The sequence below is a fragment of the Sporomusa malonica genome (assembly GCF_900176355.1).
GTDB classification, from domain to species: domain Bacteria; phylum Bacillota; class Negativicutes; order Sporomusales; family Sporomusaceae; genus Sporomusa; species Sporomusa malonica.
Map to the genome: position 1 here is coordinate 177,563 of NZ_FWXI01000004.1, position 24,310 is coordinate 201,872.

Annotated in this window: 23 protein-coding genes; 6 read left to right on the forward strand and 17 right to left on the reverse strand. The window is 44.9% G+C overall.

Annotated elements, in window-relative coordinates:
* The first annotated feature begins 12 nt into the window (after window positions 1-12).
* A complete protein-coding gene (locus tag B9A22_RS06085; protein WP_084574820.1) occupies window positions 13-498 on the forward strand; it encodes a CarD family transcriptional regulator in 486 nt (161 codons plus the stop codon).
* 54 nt (window positions 499-552) lie between these two features.
* Here B9A22_RS06085 and B9A22_RS06090 read toward each other — a convergent pair whose 3' ends face one another.
* The 6 genes from B9A22_RS06090 to B9A22_RS06110 all read right to left on the reverse strand — a co-directional run bounded on the left by B9A22_RS06090 (window position 553) and on the right by B9A22_RS06110 (window position 6,345).
* Window positions 553-1,821: a purple acid phosphatase family protein gene (locus tag B9A22_RS06090; RefSeq protein WP_245823836.1), complete on the reverse strand. Its 1,269-nt coding sequence runs from the start codon at window positions 1,819-1,821 to the stop codon at window positions 553-555.
* A 21-nt stretch (window positions 1,822-1,842) separates the two neighbouring features.
* Window positions 1,843-2,394, reverse strand: a complete 552-nt coding sequence (locus B9A22_RS06095; protein ID WP_084574822.1) for a 3'-5' exonuclease — start codon at window positions 2,392-2,394, stop codon at window positions 1,843-1,845.
* Between the two features lie 188 nt (window positions 2,395-2,582).
* Window positions 2,583-2,726 carry a hypothetical protein gene (locus B9A22_RS25285; protein ID WP_176215414.1) on the reverse strand — a complete coding sequence of 48 codons (144 nt, stop codon included), beginning with the start codon at window positions 2,724-2,726 and terminating at the stop codon, window positions 2,583-2,585.
* 308 nt (window positions 2,727-3,034) lie between these two features.
* Window positions 3,035-4,489 (reverse strand): MocR-like pyridoxine biosynthesis transcription factor PdxR, encoded by a 1,455-nt coding sequence (gene pdxR, locus B9A22_RS06100; protein ID WP_084574823.1) that lies wholly within the window; start codon window positions 4,487-4,489, stop codon window positions 3,035-3,037.
* Between the two features lie 154 nt (window positions 4,490-4,643).
* Window positions 4,644-5,012: a hypothetical protein gene (locus tag B9A22_RS06105; protein WP_084574824.1), complete on the reverse strand. Its 369-nt coding sequence runs from the start codon at window positions 5,010-5,012 to the stop codon at window positions 4,644-4,646.
* A gap of 124 nt (window positions 5,013-5,136) precedes the next feature.
* A complete protein-coding gene (locus tag B9A22_RS06110) occupies window positions 5,137-6,345 on the reverse strand; it encodes an MFS transporter (protein WP_084574825.1) in 1,209 nt (402 codons plus the stop codon).
* A gap of 132 nt (window positions 6,346-6,477) precedes the next feature.
* Between B9A22_RS06110 and B9A22_RS06115 the strand changes: the two genes are divergently transcribed.
* The 3 genes from B9A22_RS06115 (at window position 6,478) to pdxT (ending at window position 9,222) form a co-directional block, all read left to right on the forward strand.
* Window positions 6,478-7,395 (forward strand): LysR family transcriptional regulator, encoded by a 918-nt coding sequence (locus B9A22_RS06115; RefSeq protein ID WP_084574826.1) that lies wholly within the window; start codon window positions 6,478-6,480, stop codon window positions 7,393-7,395.
* Window positions 7,396-7,745: 350 nt separating this feature from the next.
* A complete protein-coding gene (gene pdxS, locus B9A22_RS06120; RefSeq protein WP_084574827.1) occupies window positions 7,746-8,624 on the forward strand; it encodes a pyridoxal 5'-phosphate synthase lyase subunit PdxS in 879 nt (292 codons plus the stop codon).
* Window positions 8,578-9,222 (forward strand): pyridoxal 5'-phosphate synthase glutaminase subunit PdxT, encoded by a 645-nt coding sequence (gene pdxT / locus B9A22_RS06125; protein WP_245823838.1) that lies wholly within the window; start codon window positions 8,578-8,580, stop codon window positions 9,220-9,222. The genes pdxS and pdxT overlap by 47 nt, the downstream gene beginning before the upstream one ends.
* Here the strand turns inward: pdxT and B9A22_RS24950 are convergent.
* A complete protein-coding gene (locus B9A22_RS24950) occupies window positions 9,174-9,416 on the reverse strand; it encodes a hypothetical protein (RefSeq protein WP_139796185.1) in 243 nt (80 codons plus the stop codon). The two genes, pdxT and B9A22_RS24950, sit on opposite strands and share 49 nt — an antisense overlap.
* A 149-nt stretch (window positions 9,417-9,565) precedes the next feature.
* Window positions 9,566-10,345, reverse strand: coding sequence for a hypothetical protein (locus tag B9A22_RS06130; protein ID WP_084574829.1), 780 nt, complete (start codon window positions 10,343-10,345; stop codon window positions 9,566-9,568).
* Window positions 10,346-10,608: 263 nt separating this feature from the next.
* Between B9A22_RS06130 and B9A22_RS06135 the strand changes: the two genes are divergently transcribed.
* Together B9A22_RS06135 and B9A22_RS06140 are read left to right on the forward strand one after the other, a co-directional pair.
* Window positions 10,609-11,373 carry a DUF2087 domain-containing protein gene (locus B9A22_RS06135; protein WP_084574830.1) on the forward strand — a complete coding sequence of 255 codons (765 nt, stop codon included), beginning with the start codon at window positions 10,609-10,611 and terminating at the stop codon, window positions 11,371-11,373.
* A gap of 17 nt (window positions 11,374-11,390) precedes the next feature.
* Window positions 11,391-11,756 (forward strand): GIY-YIG nuclease family protein, encoded by a 366-nt coding sequence (locus B9A22_RS06140; RefSeq protein ID WP_084574831.1) that lies wholly within the window; start codon window positions 11,391-11,393, stop codon window positions 11,754-11,756.
* 256 nt (window positions 11,757-12,012) lie between these two features.
* Here B9A22_RS06140 and B9A22_RS06145 read toward each other — a convergent pair whose 3' ends face one another.
* The 9 genes from B9A22_RS06145 to B9A22_RS06190 all read right to left on the reverse strand — a co-directional run bounded on the left by B9A22_RS06145 (window position 12,013) and on the right by B9A22_RS06190 (window position 24,276).
* Window positions 12,013-12,903, reverse strand: a complete 891-nt coding sequence (locus tag B9A22_RS06145) for an efflux RND transporter periplasmic adaptor subunit (protein ID WP_084574832.1) — start codon at window positions 12,901-12,903, stop codon at window positions 12,013-12,015.
* Between the two features lie 54 nt (window positions 12,904-12,957).
* Window positions 12,958-13,599 (reverse strand): cobalamin B12-binding domain-containing protein, encoded by a 642-nt coding sequence (locus B9A22_RS06150; protein ID WP_176215415.1) that lies wholly within the window; start codon window positions 13,597-13,599, stop codon window positions 12,958-12,960.
* Complete coding sequence (locus B9A22_RS06155) at window positions 13,599-14,345, reverse strand: GntR family transcriptional regulator (protein WP_084574833.1); 747 nt, start codon at window positions 14,343-14,345, stop codon at window positions 13,599-13,601. Before B9A22_RS06155 ends, B9A22_RS06150 begins: the two co-directional genes overlap by 1 nt.
* A gap of 282 nt (window positions 14,346-14,627) precedes the next feature.
* Complete coding sequence (locus B9A22_RS06160; protein WP_084574834.1) at window positions 14,628-15,818, reverse strand: MFS transporter; 1,191 nt, start codon at window positions 15,816-15,818, stop codon at window positions 14,628-14,630.
* Window positions 15,819-15,903: 85 nt separating this feature from the next.
* Window positions 15,904-17,256, reverse strand: a complete 1,353-nt coding sequence (locus B9A22_RS06165; protein WP_245823840.1) for a uroporphyrinogen decarboxylase family protein — start codon at window positions 17,254-17,256, stop codon at window positions 15,904-15,906.
* 589 nt (window positions 17,257-17,845) lie between these two features.
* Window positions 17,846-20,278 carry an ABC transporter permease gene (locus tag B9A22_RS06170; RefSeq protein ID WP_084574836.1) on the reverse strand — a complete coding sequence of 811 codons (2,433 nt, stop codon included), beginning with the start codon at window positions 20,276-20,278 and terminating at the stop codon, window positions 17,846-17,848.
* The gene (locus tag B9A22_RS06175) at window positions 20,271-21,029 is read right to left on the reverse strand and encodes an ABC transporter ATP-binding protein (RefSeq protein WP_084574837.1); all 759 of its coding nucleotides are present in this window, start codon (window positions 21,027-21,029) and stop codon (window positions 20,271-20,273) included. Before B9A22_RS06175 ends, B9A22_RS06170 begins: the two co-directional genes overlap by 8 nt.
* Before the next feature lie 346 nt (window positions 21,030-21,375).
* Window positions 21,376-23,142 carry a formate--tetrahydrofolate ligase gene (locus B9A22_RS06185; RefSeq protein WP_084574839.1) on the reverse strand — a complete coding sequence of 589 codons (1,767 nt, stop codon included), beginning with the start codon at window positions 23,140-23,142 and terminating at the stop codon, window positions 21,376-21,378.
* A gap of 609 nt (window positions 23,143-23,751) precedes the next feature.
* Window positions 23,752-24,276, reverse strand: a complete 525-nt coding sequence (locus B9A22_RS06190) for a type 1 glutamine amidotransferase domain-containing protein (RefSeq protein ID WP_084574840.1) — start codon at window positions 24,274-24,276, stop codon at window positions 23,752-23,754.
* Window positions 24,277-24,310 lie beyond the last annotated feature (34 nt).

Consider the following 24,310-nt stretch of genomic DNA (forward strand, 5'->3'; position numbering starts at 1 on the left):
GGGGGTGACTTCATGTTTCAAATTGGCGATAAGATTTTTTACCCGATGCATGGTGGAGGTATTATTGAAAAGATCGAAGAAAAAGAAATCTTCGGTCAAACACAGCTTTATTATGTTGTGAACATACCTCACAGAAACATGCAGGTAATGCTCCCTTTTGATAAAACGGAGAAGCTGGGTATGAGACCAGTCGTAGATCCTGACAAGCTTGATGATGTACTGAGTACTTTCCATGATAACGGCGAGACTGAGTTAGTAATGAATGACACACAAAGACAGCGACTGAACATGAGCAAGATGAAAACCGGCGACATCTATGATGAGATTGAGGTCATACGGGATTTGCTCAGAATCAAAAATAAGCGGAAATTGGGAATGGCTGACAAGAACATGCTTGATAATGTCCGGCAGATTCTTATCAGCGAAGTGGTATTGGTAAAAGACATTCCCCATGAACAGGCCACTCATTTCTTAGATGAAATGTTCAATGCCAAATAAGACGGTCGGCAAAAACATCCTGGGCTAAATTGGCCAGGATGTTTTTTTTTGCTTTTATTTAGTTGCTTTCCTGATCACCCAAGCATCAATTAATGTGCCACTTTGTTTAAATGATTTGACAGTAAGAACGTCCCCCATCACCTCTACTGTGATGTAATTAGGTTCATCCACTGGACTGTAAAAAAATTCATTCCAATCTTTAGATATTGTATTTCTGTACGTTTTTGTACCACTACGGCCGGAAGCTACATAGACTGTTCCCTTCTCAGAAGTGTCGGTCCTAACACCATCGCGGAGGGGATAGGTACGGGAGTAGACATGGTCATGGCCTGTAAATACTACATCAACATGGTATTGGTCAAAAAGCGGCCTAAATACCCTCTCGATATTTTCGTTAGCCTCAGTATTTTTATTATTATAAAGAGGCCGGTGGATAAAGGCTATCTTCCATTTTTTATTAGTCATTCTTAGATCTTTTTCAAGCCATATTCTCTGTTCGCTCAGCATGCCAGGTACAAACTTGGCTTGTTCTCCCGCCTGACTGTCCAACATAACAAAATGCGCATCACCGTAGTCAAACGAGTATACCTGCCCTTTGAGTCTCTCAGGGCCATTAGGCGGCAAGTTAAATTGGGCAGTAAAAAATACCGGCATGGAAAACTGCCGTTCTAACGTATATGTCTCATGATTACCAGTGATCGGCATAGCCGGAATGGTATCAATAACCCCGCGCGCAGCCGAAAACCAATTATTCCATTCATTATAATCCTGCCCCACATCAACTAGGTCCCCAACATTAGCAAAAAATGCTGCCTCAGGATGCGCCTGGTAGGCATTTCTTATCGTAGACTTCCAAACATCATAGTTAATACTCTGGGAATCCCCAAATACAAGGAACTTAAATCCAGAAATGGCGGCAGACGCTGTAGTAAAAATTCGTGGTTCACTCCAACAACCTGGACCTCCCACCCGATAAACATAACGAGTGCCTGATTTGAGACCTGTTAATGTAACTGAATGAATGGCCATATCGCCTAGGTTAGTTTTTAATCCTGCGATGCCAGCAGCGGCAACCCTGGCATTATTAAGGAAAGAGTGCGTATTTGCTACCTCTGCATATTCCACCTGCCCGCCCACAGTAGTAACCCCTGTTCTCCAGGTGATGGTCTGGGTCGTCCGCGGATCATCTGCCCAGGTTAAAGTAACATGATCAGGGATGGCGGTAGCGCCATGGGCTATTGAGGAGAAAAGCACTGATGAAGAAGTTAATAATAAGACAATCACAAGAAAGAAAATCTGTAAAAAGGTTTGTGGTTTTCTCACCTTGCTCACCTACTCTCGATTTTAAAATTCTCGAACAGCAATCTCCATCATATCAGTTAAATGCAAAAAGCTACTTGCCTTGGTGTCTGCCCTGGCTAAAAGTGCAATCATTGCACAGGTACGCGCGTCATGCAATGCATTGTGATGCTCGAAGTCGATCGAAAAACGCTTAGCCAATGTTGGCAGTTTGTAGTTGTCCAGATCTGTCCAAACGCGTCTGGCAATATCAACTGTGCAAGCATAACGAAAGGCAGGATGCGGGAGTCCGTACTCATTCAGCATACTGCGCAAAACACTGATATCAAAAGACGCATTATGGGCAATCACGATTTTTTCTTCCAGATGGGGCCTTATTCTATCCCATAATTCGGCAAAGGTCGGTTTGTCGACAACATCGTCGACGGTTATTCCGTGAATCTTAGTATTCCAATAATCAAATTTAAGTACAGGCGGCTGAATAAGCGAATACGCAGAGCGCACAATCTTCCCATTTTCCACCGTAATAGCAGCCAAACTGCAGGCGCTCGCACGGCTGCTATTGGCTGTTTCAAAATCGATTGCTACATAATTCATATTAGGTTTAACAGCGCAGGCTTATCCTCTCCCGACAAGTTTGCGGCCTTTCTCTTATTAATATAATTAATTGTTCTATCTGATTCTAAACATATTTTAACTAGCACGTCAATAACGTTTTCTGGAATTATATTGAGTCAAAAAAAACTCGCGGCAGGCACAGTCCTTCGCGAGTCTTTTTGGCCAGCTTAATCAACATCATTCACTGATAAACAGTCTGGACATAAAAGTTCTTTGATATGATGTTTAACGCCACTTTTATCAACATACTCACTTTTTTGCACATAACAAGATTTCTTTTGCTTACAAACATCACAAATTCCTTCCTCCATATTGCACCTCCTTTTTTATCCTGTTAGAAAGTATAACTTTCCGTCTGGATAAGGGCACATCGGCTTCCGCTTTCGCTAAGGCTCGGCGCAAGCCGTGTTTTCTTTATCCTGTTAGAAAGTATAACTTTCCGTCTGGATAAGGGCAACATCGGCTTCCACTTTCGCTAAGGCTCGGCGCAAGCCGTGTTTTCTTTATAGTAATGTGTTTGGCAAAGCCATGTTATTCTGAATTGTAACCTTGCAAAACTAGGGATTTATCACTGAAGAGTCCTTGTAATATTTCGCGTTACCAGGACTGTTACCGCGTCTCACCTATTTGATAGATTCCTCGAAATAATCTCACCTAATATTTTTACTCCATGCAGTATTTCTTCTGAACAGACCACAGCAAAACTAAGACGAATAAAGCGGTCAGGCGCATGACGCGGAAAAAAGGCTGTTCCAGGCGTTAACAGTACCCCCTGCTTCTCGGCAGCTTGGGCAACCTTTTTCGCCGATACCCCTTCAGGCAAAGCTAGCCAGTAAGTAAGCCCTCCCCGGGGCCGGTGGCAGGTTACAGACGAAGGCAAAAACTGTTCGATAGTAGCCTGGGTTATCTGATAGCGCTCCAAATAGATGCGCTGGACGGCAGCAATATGCTTTTGCCAAATGCCTTTGCGCAAATACAAATCAAAAGCCCGCTGGGTTAGTCCGGAGGTAGAAATATCAGAATGATGTTTCACAGTTAATACTTGAGCTACCATTTGTGGTGGCATTAGTAAAAAAGCCAGCCTAAGGCCAGGCATAAAAATCTTAGAAAAACTTTTTAGATAGATTACCCTATGGTCACGGTCAAGCGCTTTTAACGGAGCCAGCGGCATATCAGAAAAATCGAGCTCGCTTATGTAATCGTCTTCGAGAATGACGGCATTATACCGCCTGGCAAGACCGATGAGCCTGTTTCTTTTGATCAGTGAGTAGGAGTAGCCTGTGGGATTTTGAATATTAGCCATTACATAGATGAGTTTGGGACGAAAACATTTTATTTTTGCTTCTAAGTCCTGAATGTCAATTCCATCGTCCTCCATGTTTATCTCAACAATCTTAGCCCCCCGCGAGCGGAAAGCAGCGATTGCTCCAGGATATGTGGGATTCTCTGTAAACACATAATCGCCAAAATTCAGCAGGGATTTGGCAACAATATCAATCCCCTGCTGGGCACCTGATATAATCTGGACATTATCTGCCTGAGCTTTAATCCCCTGCTCTTTGAGATATGCGGAAATAGCTTCCCGTAACGGCCCAAACCCTTGACTATCCTGATAGCTGAAGGCGTTGCCCTTGTCTCTGTCCAGTACCTCAATCAATATATTTTTGAAGTCATCTATCGGCAATAAATCAGGCGGCGGCATAACGGTAGCAAAATCGATGCAATTTTTATGTAACTTAACCGGTCTATAGGGAATGACCTCAGCCTCGTGGACATCTGGGACAGCCGGACACTCTTCATCCGGTCTCCCGGTTATTTCGGCAACATAACTGCCGCTGCCGGCACGGGAAAAAATATAGCCGTTCTGTTCCAGCAGCTTATAAGCTCCCACGACGGTACTGGGATTAACCCCAAAAAAAGCAGCCAGTTTCCGTACAGGCGGCAACAGATAGCCATAGCTCAATTTACCAGTTACTATTAACTCCCGTAATTGATCATACAACTGAATATATAATGATTTTTTATTTTCTTTTTCTAATTGTACCGATACAAAATCAAAAAAATCACGACTCATCTTGATTACCCTTTCTGACTTGCTTAATTACAAAAATTTATTACCGATACAATAAAATTGTATCGGTACAATCATTCTACCAGATAAATTGTTTTGTGCAAAGCCATAAAGAAGTCGCTCACCCCGTAGGATGAGCGACTTCTGAGCAGCTGCTCTAATCGTTTGACGAGCCAATTAAGATTCCAATTATCAGAGCTGCAATCTCACGCATTTCACGATCATGCCGGTCTCTTTCACGCGCTTGCCGCTCATGCCATTCTCGCCGACTCTCATGAGGGCGCCGCTTCATTTCTCTTTCATGCCGCTCATTTTCTATGCGGCGTCTTTCGTCGTGCTGCCGCCGCCGTTCATCATTGTGGCGCCGACGGTCATGATCACGGTCATGACGATCAGATCTTAACTCTACTATTTGCCCTGAACCATTATTATATAATGCGGATGCCTCGGCTGCAGTAGCAAATATGCCTACTTGCATTATCCCGACCATTGAATAAATAATCGCTTTTTTAGCCAAACCGTTCATAACATTCCCTCCTATATTCCCCCCACATTTACTACTCTAATCATAATCTGGAAATGCGACAAAATTATGACAGCATAGGAAAATTATCCATCCCAGACCGAAGAGATGTGTACCACACGGCAGACTAACGCTCATTCACGAGAGAAGGATTAGACTGGATTGACAGAACTTCTTTCTTTTGTGTTAGCACGAAATATTGAAGTACTGCGAAGACAATAAACACTGCTCCAACTAAATAAATACTGTGATAGCCAGCAACACCGGCTACAATCCCTAAAACATACGCACCAAGTGACATTCCCGCATCCAATGAGTTAAAGAATAAAGAAGTAGCAAATCCTACCCGATGCGGCTCTACCGAGTTAATAATTTGTGTTTGAAATATAGGCGTTACCGAACCATAACCGATACCAATAATAGCTGCAGCTACCAAGAACATGGCATTCGAGTGAACTTGGCTTAGCAAAAACATTCCGACCGTAAAAAGAATCAAGCAAGGATAAATAATAACTTTTGCACCCCGTTGATCAAACCAGCGTCCTGTAAATGGGCGGGAAATCAAAATAAATACGGCCAGAACAATGAAGAAGTAGCTGGCTGTTTCTACTAACCCTAAATCTTTAGCATATAACGGTAAAAAGACCGAAATACCTGAATATGCACACGCTAAAATAAATGTGGCAAAGGCGAACGGCGCAGCATTTTTATCAAATAAGTCATTCCACGAAATATCACCTTTTTCTAACAGAATATCTGATTCTTTTGTTCTTTCAGGAATTCTCATAGGCGGGGCAAGAACGATAGCCACGGCTGAACTAATCATGCAAATGATGAAAGCGGCATTATAAGCATTCATATTTACAAGAGTAATCCCAATGAATGGACCGAACACCATAGCCAGGCTCATAGCCATTGAGAAATAGCTTAACCCTTCTCCACGTCTTGAGGACGGAATGAGTTCAGCGCAGATCGTTCCCATTGCCGTTGTGATAATCCCAAAAGTCAACCCATGAAAAACACGTAGAATGAGTAGCACCATCAGATTCGTTGCAAAGGGATAGAGCATTGTAGCTAATAAAAACGCAATAGCCGAATATATGAAAATCTTTTTCTGCGAACCTTTGCTAACCCACTGCCCAGCAAAAGGCCGAATTAGTATAGCGGCTACTAAGAAAAATGCAATCACCAATCCAACTTTATCGGTACCTGCATGAAATGTGCCTACCAGGTACAATGGGAGTACTGTAAGTAATATATAAAAGACGAGAAAAATGAAAAAGTTGATGATTGTTATGCTAATGAAATCCTTAGTCCATAATTTTTCGTTGTGCACCTTAATCACTCCAGATATAGTTTTTAAGTAACTTAACCATTATACCCTGAGAATCTATGCACACCTAATTGTCTTTGGTATGACTTTGATGCATAATTGTAATACCAAATAATTTAGTAGAGGTAATCATACATGGATTGGCATCAACTTAAATATTTTCAGACACTGGCTAATATATGTAACTTTTCAAAGGCTGCTGATGAATTAGTTCTTTCACAATCTGCACTGAGCCGGTCAATCTCCCGGCTCGAAGAAGAGCTAGGGGTTTCATTGTTTGAACGCAAGAGTCGTGGTGTAGTCTTAAACCGATATGGGGAGATCTTCCTAAAGCATGCGAACCGGGCTTTGTCGGAAATAGCCGAAGCAAAGCAGGAAATTAACAATTTGGTTGATCCCTTTCATGGAACCATCTTACTTTCGTTCATTCAGCCACTTGGATCAAGTTTTATACCTGATTTGATTGGCGCATTTCAACAACAAGCACCAGGAGTAAAATTCCAGCTAACCCAAGATACAACAAAGATCATTCTGAGCCAGCTAGAGTCTGCGGAAATCGACATTGGCTTTTGCTCGCCGCAAGAACCAATTGAAAATTTAAGCTCTTTCCCCATTATGAACCAAGAACTATTTTTAATTGTTCATAAAGACCATAGGCTAGCCGGCGCAGAGCAAGTTGATTTGTGCGAGGTAGCTAATGATCCCTTTGTGCTTTATAAACCTGAAATTGCATTACGCGATGTAATTGAGAAACTTTGCCATGATGCTGGGTTTCATCCAACAATGTCTTTCGAAGCTTTTGAAGACAGGACGGCTGCTGGTCTTGTCGGAGCTAAGCTTGGCGTTTCACTCATTCCGTTCATACCAGGACTTGATCTAAAAAAAGTTTCACTTATTCGCGTCCGTAACCCTCTTTGTTTAGTAGGAATTCACATGGTTTGGCGAAAAAACGGCTATATGTCGCCTGCAGCGAAACACTTTAAGTCCTATGTTGAAAACACCATACCTTGGACAGACCCGTTATCTCAAGCTGTGGGCAAGTTCAACGTCTAGGTATTGGCATGGGCTAAAGAAGCCCAGAGTCTAAATAATTGAATGGAAAAACCCTAGAAGCTGTAAGCTTTAGGGTTTTTCCATTTCCACTTTCACGTAAAACAGATGATTATTTTTGCAAAAATTAATCATATTAATAATAGTTAATCATTCTTTATTCGGCTATCGAACAATTTTTATTCACATCACATATTAATTGTATCGATACAAAACAATAAAAATCCCTTTACATATTGAATTCCATTTCTCATATTGCTATAATTACAAAAATTAATTACCGATACAGAAAAATTGTATCGGTACAATAAATTCAGCAAATCATTTTTTACGCAAATAGGAGGAAATCAATTATGCAACAACGGTATGAACTTAACAAAAACCTGGCCCAAATGTTAAAAGGCGGCGTCATTATGGACGTCACCAATGCAGAGCAGGCAAAAATCGCCGAAGCAGCCGGTGCTGTTGCGGTTATGGCTTTAGAGAGGGTACCTGCTGACATTCGTCGTGAAGGCGGGGTATCCCGGATGTCTGACCCCAAAATGATTCGGGAAATCCAAGCGGCTGTTACTATTCCCGTTATGGCCAAGGCGCGGATCGGTCATTTTGTTGAGGCACAAATCCTGGAAGCCATCGGTATTGACTATATTGATGAAAGCGAAGTCTTAACCCCTGCCGATGATTTATACCATATCAATAAGCGCGATTTCAAAATCCCCTTTGTCTGCGGCGCCAGAAACCTGGGCGAAGCCTTACGCCGAATTGGCGAAGGAGCGGCCATGATCCGTACCAAAGGAGAAGCCGGCACAGGTAATGTCGTCGAAGCTGTACGGCATATGCGGACAATGTCGGCCGATATGCGGCGGGTTAAAGCAGCACCGCCGGAAGAACTCATGAGCCTCGCTAAAGAAATGGGTGCACCCTTTGACTTGATCCAATACATATGGGAACACGGCAAATTACCTGTCGTTAACTTTGCTGCAGGCGGCATTGCCACCCCGGCTGACGCTGCCTTGATGATGCAGCTTGGCTGCGACGGCGTTTTTGTCGGCTCAGGCATTTTCAAATCAGGCGATCCGGCTAAGCGTGCCAAAGCCATTGTTGAAGCCACTACCCACTATAATGATCCTGAACTACTGTCGAGAATCTCCGAGAACTTAGGCGAACCAATGGTAGGTATTGAGATTGATAAGATTGACCCGTCTGAGCGACTGGCTGCCAGAGGGTGGTAATATGCTGACAATTGGTGTGTTAGCGCTGCAGGGGGCGGTACAAGAGCATCTTGACTGCCTCAATGCACTCCCAGATGTCACCGGAGTGATTGTAAAAAAAGCTGCAGATTTTGAGAGCATTGATGGTCTCATCCTGCCGGGCGGCGAATCTACCGCTATGGGCAAGCTACTGCGCCAGTTTGAGCTCACTCAAGTTCTAACAGATAAAATACAATCAGGTATGCCAGTATGGGGAACCTGTGCCGGTATGATTCTGCTTGCAAAAAATATCGTCGGCGAAAAAAGCTGTCACCTTGGCCTTATGGATATTTCCGTACAGAGAAACGCCTACGGCAGCCAGCTAAATAGTTTTACCACTAACCTGCTGATCCCCAGCGTATCTTCCGCAATGATTCCCCTGGTGTTTATTAGAGCGCCTTATGTCGAAAGTGCGGGGCCTGGCGTAAACGTGCTAGCTACCGTCGATGATAAGATTGTGGCAGTTGAACAAAACAATATGCTGGCAACAGCCTTTCATCCGGAATTGACTGGCAACCTGGCTTTTCATAGTTATTTTGCGGAAAAAGTAAGAATCAACAATTCGTCATTCTCTTCATAGATATCAAACATCTTGGAATCGTTTTTTGCTGGTTCCGCGTAAGCTACCAGTGTTGGCTCGCTTAAACTAAAACTTTCAATTGACTCTGCGGGTTCTGACGCATAAACCACTGCCGCTATAGGCGAGGCCATGATTAAGAATGTTGTGACAAGGCTTAGAATGCTATTTAGTAGATGCTGTATTAGTCTTTTCATGATTCATTCCCCTTTAGCTATTTGTTATCCGTTTAACTTATTCTTGGATTATATCTTAAGATTTTTAGTTTTCTTTTTGAAAATGCTGATTACCATAAAATACAAGAAGCACTTGCAACCGCAAGTGCTTCTTGTATTTTGCTTGTTAATTAAGAGTTATCACTCTTTTGATGTCCATGCATAGGGCCATGGCCTTTATGCATTGGGCCTTGGCCATTAATCATCTGCGACACGCGATCTACCATATCGGCTTTCATTTTTTCAGCCTTTTCGGCAGAAATGCGTCCTGCATTCACACCTTCGTCAATTCGCTGGGTCATTTGCTCAACAAGAAAATCCTTAAGTGCTTGTTCGGAAACACCATGTTCCCCGGCAATAGCAACTAACGTTTTATCAGCTTTAAGCTCATTTTTCAGGGTTTCTGCGTCAACCTTTAATAACTCTAAGAGTTTTGAGTCTCCAAACGGGGCGTGCCCAGCCATCCGCCCATGCCCTTGACCCATCGGGCCTTTACCATTAATCATCTGTGACACACGCTCTGCCATATTGTCTTTCATTTTTTCTGCCTGTTCGGCAGAAATGCGGCCAGCCTTTACGCCTTCTTCAACATGCTGGGTCATTTGCTTAATTGCAAAGTCTTTCAAAACTTGTTCAGATACACCATGCTCGCCAGCAATGGCATTCAAGGTTTTTCCAGCCTTCAGTTCAGCTTTTAAGGTTTGTTCATCGATCTTCAGCAATTCAATCAGCTCACTAAAACCTTCCTTAAATCCTTTGTCCTTAAAATCACCTTTACCGACAAACGCATGTTTTTTCCCGTTAGGTGTGTCTTGTTGTGCTGGAGTAACAGCCGCCATGGCTATTCCATTCACAGTAATCATCGCAGCAACCCCTACTGCAAGCAGCCATTTTTTATTTGTGTTCATCATATTTAACATCCTCCAATTTTGTATTTCTTAGCAGAAGCTATGTTTGTATTATGAACCACTAATTTTAGAAAAACTTTTGAAAAGGGAAAAACAACCTTTAGCTCAATTGGAGGTTTCTATAAGTCATTACTTTTATCTTGCGCAAGACAAAACAACATATCGTCTATGTTAATTATAAACATTTCATCATAACGTCTTGATTTTAATTAGATGTTCGCTTATAATATCTACGTAGCCAGCAAACAATATAACGAGGTGTTTATATGAATGATATATCTGAACTATTTTGGCAGGCAACACTGCAGGAAATTAAGCAAGGTTACACCTACCAACAGGATAGCGATGAGTTTACCTGCCTCATTTGCGGTAAAACCTTTACTAACGGCATCATTTACCCCCATGATACTAAGCTCTATGAAGCAAAAAAATATGTAGAAGTGCATATTGAACAATGCCACCATTCAGCCTTTCATTTCCTTCTCAGCCTTGATAAAAAATTAACTGGTCTGACCGATCACCAGAAAACCATTCTCGAGCTTTTTTACCAAGGACACAGTGATAACGAAGTGGCAAAGGAGCTTGGAACCGGCAGCACCTCAACCATCCGTAATCACCGCTTCACCCTAAGAGAAAAGCAAAAACAGGCCAAGGTATTTTTAGCCATCATGGAACTACTGGGAGAGCAAGTCCCCAAAAAGAATACTTTTATTAACATTCCACGCAGTTCTAAGAATATTGATGACCGGTTTGCTATTACGGAGCAAGAAAATGAAAAAATATTGGCTGCCAGCTTTCCCCAAGGGCTTGATGGCCCACTTGACGCCTTTCCCCTTAAGGAAAAAAAGCGAGTGGCCATCCTCAGACATCTTGTTAAGTATTTCGAACCAACCACAACCTATACCGAGAAAGAGGTAAATGCTATTTTGAAACCCTTCTACAATGATTATGTGCTACTGCGCCGCCATCTAATTGAACATGGCTTCATGGACCGAACCCAAGATGGCAGTTCATACTGGATTAAACCCTAAAAAAGGAGTTGGACAATTTGGATAAACGTAAAGAACTAAAATTAGCCTATAAACAAACCCCACGTCCTATGGGTGTTTATCAAATAAAAAATCAGGTTAACGGAAAAGTCTTCATCTGCGGCAGTATGAACTTACCCGCATTCTTTAATAGTCAGCGTTTTCAGTTAAACCTGAAAAGCCATCGCAACAAAGAGTTACAGGCAGACTGGGATTTGTATGGTGCCGACGCTTTTACCTTTGATATCCTTGAAACAGTCAATACTGAGAAAGTAGCGCAGGATGATTGGCGCAAAACTGTATCGACATTAGAAGAAAAATGGTTAAATGATCTGCAGCCTTATGGTGACAAAGGTTATCATAAGCAATCAGCTCTTGCCAAGTAACTATATAAACCTGCAATCCTCACACCTCTATGTGTCCGAAAGGTGAAAAAATGGCCCAACCATTACATTGTGCAATGGTTGAGGCCATTTTTTCCGATTCACGGAACGTTTGATCATAATTTTATCCGATGACCAACCCGCTCTAAGACTCCCTCTTCTACAAGTGGGAGTTAAGAGCGGCTAAGTCCCTGGATAAGGGCGACTAACCTTCAGGTGGGGTTAAAACCCCATCTGAAGCTAAGTCTACTTTATCATGCTACAAGCTTGTCGGTGTAATGGCAAGCTGGGCTGTCATATTCCAGCGCAGCCGCTCGTCCCAACGCTCAGGCGCGATCGTGACGGTGTACGTAATGTCGCCCCGTTTCTTTTCTCCATAGGCTCTGATTGATTTTACCTTGCCTGCTATCTCTAGTTCAGGTATGCCATCAAAGGTTACAGCTACCTGATCACCTTTCTTTACCTTGGCAATCGTGAGTTCAGTCAAATCATCGCTGCGAATTTCCCATTCGCTTTGATCAGCGATTCTTACCAACACTGTGCCAATACTTGCATGCTCGCCGACTTTGACATCTAAGAATGCCACTGTACCGCTAATGGCCGCTTTGAGTTCGGTCTTGTCAAGTAGCCCTTCAGACTCGACTAACCGGGCTTTCTGGGTCTTGAGTTCGGCCTGAGCCTGTGCTAACGCTGCCTGATTTCTATCTGCGAGCGTTTTAGCCTGATCATATTGCTGCCTGGAGGCAGCGCCAGCTGTTTCCAGGCGTTTTTGCCGTTCTAACTCACGAGCGGCATCTGCCAGATTGATTCTCGCCTGTTCCACAGCAGCGGCAGCGCGGCTGACATCAGCGCTGGTACTGCCAACCCTCGCCTGGTAATCCTGTCTCACCAGCCTGATTAACGGCTGACCGGCTTTCACCGTATCGCCTTCCCGGACTAAAACCTCACCAATCATTCCATCTACCGGCATAACCATCTGCGAATAACGCACTGGGAAGATAATACCCTCTGACAATACCCTGTTATCTGCCTTAACAGGCGCTATATCCTTTTTTTCTCCCTGGCGTCCGTTATAAACCCACCACCCGCCAGCGAGCAGTACCACACCAATAATGGCTGTCAAAACAAACAGCCAGCCCTTTGTTTTCATGAACTTTCCTCTCCTCGCTTCAAAAACATAGTGTTGGCATAGCTGTGCTAGCGCCTATTTTTTAGCTAATTCCCGACTCCATTCTAGACATAATTCCACTCCCCGCCTAGCATCATCGACCCAGGCATCGGCACCAGTATATTCTCTCACCCTTTCATTAACTAACCCGCCAATAAGAATTTTTATTTTGTTATTACGCTCAATTAGTCGAACCAATTGAATGGTTCGCTTTAGAGGCTCAATGCCTGGAGTAAGCAAACTACATAGACAAAGTACCCGGGCACCTGTTTCGGTCAAAGCAAGAATAAACTTATCTGGCGGCACATCAACCCCGAGGTCATATACTTCAAAACCGTAACAGCGTAACAAAGATCCTACCAAGTTTTTACCGACATCATGAATATCACCCTCAATCGTACCAAAAACAATTTTGCCGATAATCGGCCTTTTTTCAGTAGTTTCAAGAACCGGCCCCAGGATGTCCATAATTTCTGAAAATATCTCTGAAGATAGAATTAAATCGCCGAGAAAATATTCCCCCCTGGAGTACCTTTCACCAACAGCCACCAGGCCGGCCCGGCATTCCTCAACAATATCCAGTGGCGATATGCCAGAATCCAGACTTTTTCTAACCAATTCGAGCGTCAATGGTTCATCAAGTTCACTGATAGCGTTTGCCAGAAGGTCTAACACCATCACCGTTCCCCCCTTAGCGGATGAATATCCGAAACAAGTGAATACCGGTCACCCCGATAGTAGAAAATCCCAACCCCAATAGGTTTGTTATCGCCGGCATACAATGCCTGCTGCAATTTTAGTACAGGCGCCCCTTGCGCTGCATTAAGTAATTTGGCATCAAATTCACCGGCAATTTCGGCGGTGAGAATAGCTTGACTTCTCACTGGTAAAATATCGGTGTGAATCATAATAACCTCAGAAAAAGCCTTATATTGAAACTCGTTCTCTAAAATAGGGCGCCCCTTGATGTATTGCATATATTTATGTTCAACGGCAATAGGTTCATTGTCAGCCATAAGCAGCCTGCAGTAATACAATATACCCTGATTAGCCTTCATACCTAGCCTCACAGCAAATTCAGGGAGTTCTTTGAGAAACTGTACATGAACCAGCCGGTATCCGGGCTCTTTGCCCATATTCGTCAAGTGAGTATGGAATTCTTCCATTAAAAATTCAGCTCGATCCAATGACGGTCTTGAAACAAATGTCCCTTTTCCCTGATGCGTACTAATAAGCCCGCGCTCGGCAAGCAGGCTCAGACATTTGCGGACAGTGGTACGGCTAAGCTCATATTCCCGGCTAAGCTCGTTTTCTGATGCCAGCGACTCACCAGCTTTTAACTGTCCTGACAGTATTTTATTTTCCAGGATAGTTGCCAATTGATAAAAGGGAGGGGTAAATGAATTTTTATTAATTCTTTCCATATATACTAGAATCCACCTTATCACAGCTGTCTATTGTTGCAATTTACTTCTACATGACCACTACTCTTTCCTTCCTCATAAAAGGAAAGAGCCCCGAGCTGGCCCGGGGCGGATAGTAAAACTATATCACATAAAGTAGACTTAGCTTCAGATGGGGTTTTAACCCCACCTGAAGCTAAGTCGCCCTTATCCAGGGACTTAGCCGCTCGCCTGTGCCCTTTGGGTATAACTCCCACTTGTAGAAGCTGGGAGTCTTAGAGCGGGTTAGTCATCGGATAAAACTTATTCCGCAGAAGGTGGGCGTATGGAGAAAAGTACCAGTATTCCCACTAGCGGCCCGGCCGCCATCATATACCAAACAGTGCTAAAGCTACCGCTAAGATCAATAACGCCCCCGAATACCAGCGGCCCAATCATGGACGCAAGCTGGAAGATAAAATTGGCGATCCCATTAGCTGTTGCTGCCCATTCTTTTCCTGCATACTCTGAGATCATAATACTTAAATGCGGATTAGAAAAATAGGAGCAAAAACCATACACAAAACCTACGATATTTAACATAGATAGAGTTGTCAGCGAGCCAAAATATACAGTAAGCGGAATACTTACGGCATAAGCGGCGATGAGGATATTCTTACGGTTACCGATTTTATCAGATACCCAGCCTGATATTGCCGGTGCAATCAGACCGCCCAGACTGTACCAGATTAGTACCATTCCCGCTTCTTTTACCGAGAATCCCAATTTCTTTATATAGGCATTAGCCCAGGTGGCCAAACCAAGTTCCATCCACATCAAACAAAAACCGGCAATAGCAACAAGCACGATATTGCGGTTTGTAAAAAATACCTTGAAGCCGCCAAAAAAGGTTTTTTCTCCCTTAGGCTCGTCTGACGTCTTCACCATAAAGTAAATTAAAACTCCGAGTAATATTGTTGCAATACCGATTCCCTGGAATGCGCCCTGCCAATTGAAGGCGTTGTTTAAAGCAGGTACAACATAGTTGGCCAGTAACAAGCCACCCGATGGTGCTGCCAGCAGCAAACCAAAGGCAGTTCCCCGTTCCTTGGCTGGAAACCATTCCATCAGCGCCCGGGCACAACTGGACATAATGGCCCCGGCGCCTAAACCTGTCACAACTCGCAAGGTAAAGCCCATATCAAAAGAAGTTACTGTCCCCATTGCCCATGTAGATATTCCCTCAATGACCAAGCTTACCCCTAAAATAGTACGAACACCAAAGCGGTCGGCTAATATGCCGGCAGGTATCTGAGTTATAACATATCCAATGTAAAACGCCGTCATATAAGCGCCTGCCTGCGACATGTTCATGTTCAGCACCGGCACAACTACCGGGATTAACGGCGGCCAGGCAAAACGCGCCAGAAAGGTAAGCACAAAACTGGCAAACATTAGAGCCATTATTACCCAGCGATACTGGCTGTATTCTTCCTTCTGAACTTGGCTAACCATTACAATTCCCTCCTTTAATTTGAGGGTGGTCTAAGAACTGCTTAGACCAGCCCTTCCCACCAGTACTCAATGTTACCTGGCCTAATTAGAATGCCCAACTCCATAACCAGTTGAAAGCCATACCCTCGATAGTTTCCCACGGTTTACGGATCAGTGCTTCGTCACCGGTAACACCGCCCAAATCAGCCTTCTTAACCTCCCAGGGAGTAAGCACCTGCTGCGGGCCCAGTCCGGCTATTTCGCTGCTGACAGGTAATGGCGGCAGTGGTTTTGGTTTGAGATTCTTGTCATACCAGCCATATTTCATGACTGCATCAACCATGGCCCGTACGTTCTCAGGTTTGGAATTTACCGGCAGATAGCATCCTCCACCCATCATATAGCCGCCACCTGCACCAAGCTTTTCACACAATACCTTAACTCTGGCATCAATCTCCTCCGGAGTACCAAGAATAAACATCTGGCTAGGAATGCCGCCAACGATGCACATGTGATGACCAATATCTTCTTTTGCCTTGAAAATATCGCCTTGGTCATCAATATCGCAAACTACCGAACCTTTCGGCAGTTCCAGCATATGATGCCAATGCCTGCCCCAATCCCCTTCCATATACAGCCTAATTTTATACCCGGCGGCAATAATCATTTCCATTGTTCTCTTGAAAGAAGGCCAGTAGAAGGTGTCAAACTGTTTTGGTGACATAAACGTTGGCTTATGGGTAGGCACAAATATTGGATACCGGCGCAGCGGATCGGCAGTCGCCAACGCATGTCGAGCCATAATAGGTGCCAATATATCGCATGCCTCCAGTACTTTGTCTGGCTGACGGCGGATATCGCGAAGAATTCCGGTTAGACCGCGCAAAACGTCGCCAAGCAGGTCAAAGGGAGCGAGAAAAGCTCCGGTCATGGGTTGAGGCATACCGCACTGGTTTTGTAATTGTATAGATCTATTGCGCATAATCTCAGCAAACATGCCCTGTGCCATCCCGGCTTTGAGGAAGGCAAAATGGGAACGAGTTGAACCTTTGTCCATTTCACTGAATACTCTTGGCAAAAAATTTTCCATCATAAACTGCCCTGGATTAGCAATTAAGGCGTCATATTCATCAGCTAGCATATACTCCGCTTCGGAAAATTGGATAGCAACATGGGGAGCTAGATCGCGTCCGGGAAATTTATACGTTTTAACACCAAGAACATCATAAATCGGAGCCCAAAATCGGTTATTTCGTAAGATATCAAACTCGGGATAATCGCGAATGAAATCCATCTCACTCTGAAGCCATTTTTGTGGGTCATAAATGACTTCTTGGTTGCTGGCGGTGTAAGACTCAGCAAAGTTATTACTGCCAATGGCAATTGGGATTCGATCCACCGGCTCCAACGCCATAGCAGCCTGGTATCTGCCTAGCCTTTGTTCATAAAGTTCTTTCATGTCTGTGGACATTTGACATCACTCTCTTTCTTTATAAAGTAGACTTAGCTTCAGGTGGGGTTTTAACCCCATCTGAAGGTTAGTCGCCCTTATCCAGGGACTTAGCCGCTCTTAACTCCCACTTGTAGAAGATGGGAGTCTTAGAGCGGGTTAGTCATCGGATAAAATTTCTTAAGCATCTGCGGCATTTCTAAAGAATTGCCGTAATTATTATCCCCGGCTCCCACAAGCCATTAATCGCCCGCAACCATAACCCTGCATCGTAGCTTGCCATATAACCCATACCGAAAGCGGACAATTCTGTAGGCTAACCCAATTACGACTACCCTTAAAAATCACCCCAATTCCTCGCCTTAATAATTTGATCATGTCACATCGGCATTTGCGCGGCTGCCTACATGTCTACACAAGTATACTTCTAGGTTTACTGCAAAATTCCTGCTATTTATTGGCTGTTTTTTTAAAAAATTTCTAATATTTAAATAATCATTAGTAATTGATGAGGAATAGCGCTCGCGCTATTCCTCATATAAAACAGGCGCTCTAAAACCACATTATCTGATAACTCCGATGTAAGACCATCGCGAGTTTACTCATAACTTAATACCTCTCGCACACTCAGCCGGGCAGCATTCCATGCGGGCAGTAAACTAGCCAATACTGACAATAGAGTCGAAAGCGCCAGCCAAATCCCTACCCCCAGAAAACTAAATGAAAATGCCAGCGGGCTCTGTAAGAACAGCACCCCTACCTGATAGCTAAGCAGAGCTGCTACCGGCAGCGCTAAAATAGCCCCTAACAACCAACTTAAGACACCAATACATAATGCCTCTACAACAAAAACCTTGCCTATAGCCACACCTGACGCACCAATGGCTCGCATTATCCCAATCTCGCGTGTACGTTCCAGCACATTGATTCCCATCGTGCCCATGAGGCCCAGAGCGCCGACAACAGCCAATAATACCGCCATTAGCAATAAAAAGATGGTCAAAATATCAAACTGTGACCTGATGCGCTGTTTTTGTTCCCAGGTAATATCAACATTCTGAACGCGCAGGTTGTTTTTCTTCAAGTGCTCTTCAAGCTTTCGGCCTAAATTACTTTGGTCCTGGGGGTCGGTCGACTGCGCAACAATCTGGACAGACCTGGCTCCGCCCGCTTCCTGGATGGCTCCGGTAAACCAGGGATAAGGGGCATAAACAATCGGCCCTGTCAATGTGCTTTTTGCGATACCAACTACGGTAAACACTAGCTTGCGGGAACCAACTTTAATAACTGCCGGGCTGCCTACCTTGAGCTGGGGGCTATCCTTTAATGCCTCGGTATTAACGACCAGTGCACTCTCATCCCCGCTCACCAGCCAGCGTCCTTCAATAATCTTAGGCTGAATCATCGTAGTGCCTACCGGCGGTGCCAAAATAAATACATTTTTACTGGCATCATCTTCTGATAGTTTTCGCTCATCCCTAAGTATCCGTCCTGATGAAAATCCCCACGACTCAGCGGCCTTGACACCAGGCACCTTAAGAACCTCGTGCTCAATTCTTGTTGCCCGGTAATTTTCAGTAAACCCGACAGACACATCATAACGAAAATAGTCTAATGCATCATCCAAGGTAGAATACAATGATGCCCTAATGGAAAAGACGGCCATAAATACCGTTCCTGCCACCGTTAGGGTCAACAGGGTTAGAGCCAGACGCCATTTGCGGCGAAAGGTATTTCTCAGGGAAAGCAGGACCGACCGTGGCAGACGTTTTAACTTGTCAAGCAGCTTGTCTATCCAGGTGTCCAGCCGGCCTTTGGCCGCCACACTGCCAAGGCCATAATCACTAACTGCCTCACGGACGGTTATTCCTGTACCGCGCCATACAGGCCAGATGGCCGCAAGAATAGGCACAACAATGGCTGCTGCCGCCTCTAACATAATTACTTTTGGCGGCAGTTCTAAACCGCCAGAGTCAAAGTTAAATACCTGAGCCATAAACCCTGTCACAGCACTGGCTGCCAGCGCCCCAAGCGGGGCAGCAACAGCAAGGGCTAACACACCATATGCACCTACCAAAATCAGATACATACGCAAAATCTGGTTACGCCGTGCGCCAATAGCCTTCATGATGCCGACCTGGCGAACCTGCTGCGCTAGTATGGCTGATACTGTATTGACTAACAGAAAGGTACCTAGCAGCAGTGACAGCACACCCAGGACTGTTAACAGCATAATGAGTGCATTGATGATACCCTGGAGCGGATGCTCACCCGGTTTATTTACCTGCAGCCAGAACACTGTCGTATCCCCCTGTTCCAGCTTACTCCAGGCCCGGCGGCCTACCGCTTCAATCGGCGCCGTCTCCTTACCTTGTAATACCCAGGGCTCAACGACAAAATTCACTTGGTCAAGCCGCCGCTCTTCATCCAGTTTCTCCAAGGTATCCATATTGATATAGCCGTATGAACGGCCGCTAAATAGGCTGGGAATCTGACTGGAATCGTATACTGTTCCGGTCACCTTAAGCGTTCGCTTGCGTCCGGCAGATGTTTCCACCTGAATGCTGCCGCCGGTCGTCACCCCAAGCTCCGCCACCGAAGACCGTTCCAGCAAAACGTCACCATCACCAGGCGGCCAGACACCACTTTGACTTCTAACAAGGTTCACTTTTTGTTCGTTATAGTCGGGGATAGCTGTCAAAAACATTTGCCGCCATTCGCCATTGGCAGTGTGCACCCTGAGGTCAACATTACGCCGTCCCTCGGCCTCTTTCACACCGCGCAGACTACGAATACTGTCCACCAGCTCCTCGTCAAACGGATCAGCGTACACACTGGCACTAGCCGGCGCTGCCGTCTTCCAGCTTAAAGCCAAATCTCTTTCAAACATCAGATAAGAACTATAGACCATCCCTACCGAAAATACCCCTACTGTGATTGATAGCACAACAAGTAACGTCCGGAGCTTGTTCCCCCATAAATCGGCCAACACCTTGCGCCAGCGCGGCGAAACAAGCGCATAGTCAAGCATTGCTGCCACCCTCAGCCGCAGCTGTCATTATTTGCCCGTCATAGACTGTCACGATCCGTCCGCTCCGGGCAGCCAAATCGTTGTCATGTGTTACCATCAGAATTGTTTTTCCCTGGGCGGCCAGCTCTTTAAACAAATCAATCACAACTGTGGCTGTTTTGCTATCAAGATTACCTGTCGGTTCGTCAGCGACCAAGAGCGGCGGGTCATTTGCCAAAGACCGGGCAATAGCCACCCGCTGCTGCTGCCCACCAGACAAATTGGCCGGCAGCTTAAACGCCTGTTCACTAACGCCCACCAGATCCAGCAGTTTGAGCGCTCGCTCAGGTCTTTCCAACCGATCATACATATTGCAAAAATCCATTGGCAGCATAACATTTTCCAGAACAGTTAATGTGGGCAGTAACTGAAAAAATTGAAAAACGACCCCTACTGTTCGCCCACGCCAAACGGCAATCTGGTTTTCGGTCAAGGTGTGTACCGGCGTTCCGGCAACCCATACTTCGCCGCCGGTAGGTCGGTCAATACCTGTAATCATATTAATCAATGTAGATTTGCCGCTGCCTGATTTACCTACTACCGCAACAAACTCACCAGCCCCAACCTGCAGGTCTATCCCTTTTAGCGCCGCAAATTCACCGGCTCCTGTTACATACGTTTTAAACACAGCTAAAAGCTCAACCGCTGCTGCCGCGGGGCGAGGTTGAGGTAAATCAACACGCATAAGCCCGGATAACCATTTTCCTAGCATGATTTCCTCCCTATTTGGTTACACCCTATTAGTTCAGGTTTTACATACAATTTATAAAGTAGACTTAGCTTCAGGTGGGGTTTTAACCCTACCTGAAGCTAAGTCGCCCAACTTCCAGGGCAGCCTCCTAAACTCCCACTTGTAGAAGATGGATGAGCAGCATATAACTCCTTTTTCCTGGGAAATATTTTCCACTTCACAAACAATAATATCATAGCTTTTTCCCAGACTCAATAGACCCTCCTGTTTTGCAAAGGAATGGCCCAACCCCACATTAAGCGGGGTTAGACCATTCCTTTGCAAAACAAAAGCCCTGATTTCCAGGGCTTTTGTTTTAACTATTCTATTAGAATAAACCGCTAACTTTACCAGTATGAACGTCGACGTCGATTCTGCGATAAGCAGGATCAGAGCTAGTTCCAGGCATCAAGCTGATAGCACCAGCCATCGGGCAGAGGAACCTGGCGCCACCGTAGACAAGTACGTCTCTGATTGGCAATCTCCAGCCCTTAGGTACACCCTTCCAAGTCGGCTCATGCGACAGGGACAAGTGGGATTTAACCATCATAGTGGAGAAGTCTGCATACTTAGGATCAGCCTCAAACCGCTTGGCTTTCTCCTCAGCTAGTGGAGCCCAATCAACGCCGTCGGCGCCGTAGACTTCTGTGGCAATCTTCTCAACACGCTGTCTAAGCGGCATTTCCAGCGGATACAGGAACTGTAGTTTGACTTCTTCTTTGCAAGCGTCCATAACGGCATCTGCCAGATCCAGAGCGCCATCGCCACCCTTGAGCCAATGCTCGGATACAGCGGCGCGAGCGCCTGCCTGTTCAGCAATTCTCTTAACAAGGGCATGCTCTGCAGGGGTGTCAGTGTAGAACGCATTGATACAAACAACTGGCTTGATGCCAGATTTCTTGATCACGTTGATCAAGTGTACCATGTTCTCGCAGCCCTTTTCGAGCAGTCCCAGGTTTTCCTTGGTATACTCATCAGGCAACGGACGGCCTGGAACAACGGTAGGTCCGCCACCATGCATCTTCAAGGCGCGAACAGTAGCAACCAGGATAGAGACGTTTGGTGTCATGCCGCTTAAGCGAGCTTTGACATTCCAGAATTTCTCGAAACCGATATCGGCAGCAAAACCAGACTCGGTAACATGGTAATCGAAGCACTTTAAGCCAACGCGGTCGGCAATAATGGACGACTGCCCAATGGCGATATTGGCAAACGGACCAGCATGAACGAAACAGGGCTGACCTTCAACAGTAGCACAAAGTGTAGGATTGATTGTGTTACGCATCCAGGCGGCCATAGCGCCGTCAACTTCCAGGTCGCCAGTGGTAACCGGCTCACCCTGTCTGTTATAGCCAACTATAACATGTTTGAAACGCTCGCGCATATCTTCTAAATCCTTGGCTACAGCCAGGATAGCCATCAACTCAGAGCCAACAGCAATACCAAACTTGGACTGCATCATGAAGCCGTCCTTCTTGCCGCCAATACCCATAATGATGTTTCTCAGGCCCTGAGCAGCAAAGTCTAAGACCCAGCCCATTTCAATATTCTTGGGGTCGATATCGAGTCTTTTTAGGCCTCTCTTGGCTAACTCGGCATCAGTGTAGTTGGCTTCGTGTTGCATTCTAGCGTTCATAGCAACCATAGCCAGGTTATGAGCGTTCATAATATCATTGATATCCCCTGTTAAACCGAGGGAAAATTCAGTCATTGGAATTAAAAGTGCATTACCGCCGCCAGCAGCAGTACCTTTTACGTTCATAGTCGGTCCGCCGGAAGGCTGACGCAGAGCGCCACCAACGTTTACTCCACGTTTACCCAAACCTTCCATAATGCCGATGGAGGTAGTTGATTTACCTTCACCTAGCGGGGTGGGAGTGATAGCAGTTACTTCAATAAACTTGCCATCTGGCTTATCTTTCAGGCGGTCCATAACCTTCAGGAAATCAACTTTCGGAGTCTTGCCATAGGGAATTATTTCGTCCTTTTGCAGCCCCATCATTTCCATGTACTTTTCGGTACTAGGGATAGCTCCCGCTGCTTCTGCTAACTCTGCTATCTGCCAGTCCTTCAATTCGGTAGGATTCCAAGCCATAAAAATATATCCCCCTCTTTTTTTGTGTTTTCAGATCGTTTAATCCAAACAACAACGTTATTTCACGAACTTATTCTGACAAACACCCCCCAGTTTTTTTGATTCTGTTTCCATTAGTCACCGTAAAGTAACCGGCGACTTGTTAATGTAAAACCTAGAATCGGAAAACAAAAAAACTCTGATAAATTTAAACTCCGTACGCTTTAAGAGTAATTAAAATGCAATTTACTCCATACTTAAATAAGCACAAGATCTATATTCCCGCATTGCATTTTACTTTCCGACTCCAAGTTAGACAGCAATACCATCCATCTATGTAACAATGTGTCATTGTTGTTAATTAATCCCATTGTTCACATTCTACATTGCTCCCTCTAATTCCTACCTATAAATTAAATTTTTTTATTTTCAGAATTTTACGTTTGAATAAAAATGGACCTCCAACCTTTTACTAAGGCCGGAGGTCCATTCTGTTATTCAATATTATCCGATGACTAACCCGCTCTAAGACTCCCACTTCAACAAGTGGGAGTTTAGGAGGCTTCACTGGAAGTTGGGCGACTAACCTCCAGGTGGGGTTAAACCCCATCTGAAGCTAAGTCTACTTTATTATTTCCCTAACAGAACCTTTAAAAAGGCCTGCATATATTGTGGTAAATCAGGCGGCCGACGGCTTGAAACAATATGTCCGTCGATAACAGCTGGCTCATCCAACCAAATCGCGCCCGAATTTTCCATGTCGTCGCGAATACCAGGGGTACTTGTAACCTTCCTGCCTGTTAAAATCTTAGCTGAAATAAGTACCCAACCTGCATGGCAGATCTGACCAATAGGCTTCTCACTGGCATTAAACTCCTGCACAAGCTTTAAGATTGCAGGATAACGCCTCAACTTGTCAGGCGCCCAACCGCCTGGCACCAGCAAGGCATCATAATCGGTGGAAACTGCCTGTAAAAAGCTGCAGTCAGCTATTGCAGGCACGCCGTATTTGCCTATATAGGTTTCCTGTGACTTTTCACCTGCTAAGTGCACTTCTACACCGGCTTCGCGCAATCTGAGGACAGGATACCACAATTCCAGGTCTTCAAAATCATGATCAATGAGCTGCAAAACTTTTACCGTCTTGGCCGACATCCGAACAACCTCCCTAAACACTTTATTTTACTAT

What these genes read in the sequence shown, in the direction of transcription:
- B9A22_RS06165 (WP_245823840.1), bottom strand. Translation starts at nt 17,256, where the DNA reads ATGAAAGAACTTTATGAACAAAGGCTAGGCAGATACCAGGCTGCTATG.
- B9A22_RS06130 (WP_084574829.1), bottom strand. Translation starts at nt 10,345, where the DNA reads ATGATGAACACAAATAAAAAATGGCTGCTTGCAGTAGGGGTTGCTGCG.
- B9A22_RS06115 (WP_084574826.1), top strand. Translation starts at nt 6,478, where the DNA reads ATGGATTGGCATCAACTTAAATATTTTCAGACACTGGCTAATATATGT.
- B9A22_RS25285 (WP_176215414.1), bottom strand. Translation starts at nt 2,726, where the DNA reads ATGGAGGAAGGAATTTGTGATGTTTGTAAGCAAAAGAAATCTTGTTAT.
- B9A22_RS06190 (WP_084574840.1), bottom strand. Translation starts at nt 24,276, where the DNA reads ATGTCGGCCAAGACGGTAAAAGTTTTGCAGCTCATTGATCATGATTTT.
- B9A22_RS06145 (WP_084574832.1), bottom strand. Translation starts at nt 12,903, where the DNA reads ATGAAAACAAAGGGCTGGCTGTTTGTTTTGACAGCCATTATTGGTGTG.
- B9A22_RS06155 (WP_084574833.1), bottom strand. Translation starts at nt 14,345, where the DNA reads ATGGAAAGAATTAATAAAAATTCATTTACCCCTCCCTTTTATCAATTG.
- B9A22_RS06175 (WP_084574837.1), bottom strand. Translation starts at nt 21,029, where the DNA reads ATGCTAGGAAAATGGTTATCCGGGCTTATGCGTGTTGATTTACCTCAA.
- B9A22_RS06150 (WP_176215415.1), bottom strand. Translation starts at nt 13,599, where the DNA reads ATGGTGTTAGACCTTCTGGCAAACGCTATCAGTGAACTTGATGAACCA.
- pdxS (WP_084574827.1), top strand. Translation starts at nt 7,746, where the DNA reads ATGCAACAACGGTATGAACTTAACAAAAACCTGGCCCAAATGTTAAAA.
- B9A22_RS06085 (WP_084574820.1), top strand. Translation starts at nt 13, where the DNA reads ATGTTTCAAATTGGCGATAAGATTTTTTACCCGATGCATGGTGGAGGT.
- B9A22_RS06105 (WP_084574824.1), bottom strand. Translation starts at nt 5,012, where the DNA reads ATGAACGGTTTGGCTAAAAAAGCGATTATTTATTCAATGGTCGGGATA.
- B9A22_RS06135 (WP_084574830.1), top strand. Translation starts at nt 10,609, where the DNA reads ATGAATGATATATCTGAACTATTTTGGCAGGCAACACTGCAGGAAATT.
- B9A22_RS06185 (WP_084574839.1), bottom strand. Translation starts at nt 23,142, where the DNA reads ATGGCTTGGAATCCTACCGAATTGAAGGACTGGCAGATAGCAGAGTTA.
- B9A22_RS06095 (WP_084574822.1), bottom strand. Translation starts at nt 2,394, where the DNA reads ATGAATTATGTAGCAATCGATTTTGAAACAGCCAATAGCAGCCGTGCG.
- B9A22_RS06160 (WP_084574834.1), bottom strand. Translation starts at nt 15,818, where the DNA reads ATGGTTAGCCAAGTTCAGAAGGAAGAATACAGCCAGTATCGCTGGGTA.
- pdxR (WP_084574823.1), bottom strand. Translation starts at nt 4,489, where the DNA reads ATGAGTCGTGATTTTTTTGATTTTGTATCGGTACAATTAGAAAAAGAA.
- B9A22_RS06170 (WP_084574836.1), bottom strand. Translation starts at nt 20,278, where the DNA reads ATGCTTGACTATGCGCTTGTTTCGCCGCGCTGGCGCAAGGTGTTGGCC.
- B9A22_RS24950 (WP_139796185.1), bottom strand. Translation starts at nt 9,416, where the DNA reads ATGAAAAGACTAATACAGCATCTACTAAATAGCATTCTAAGCCTTGTC.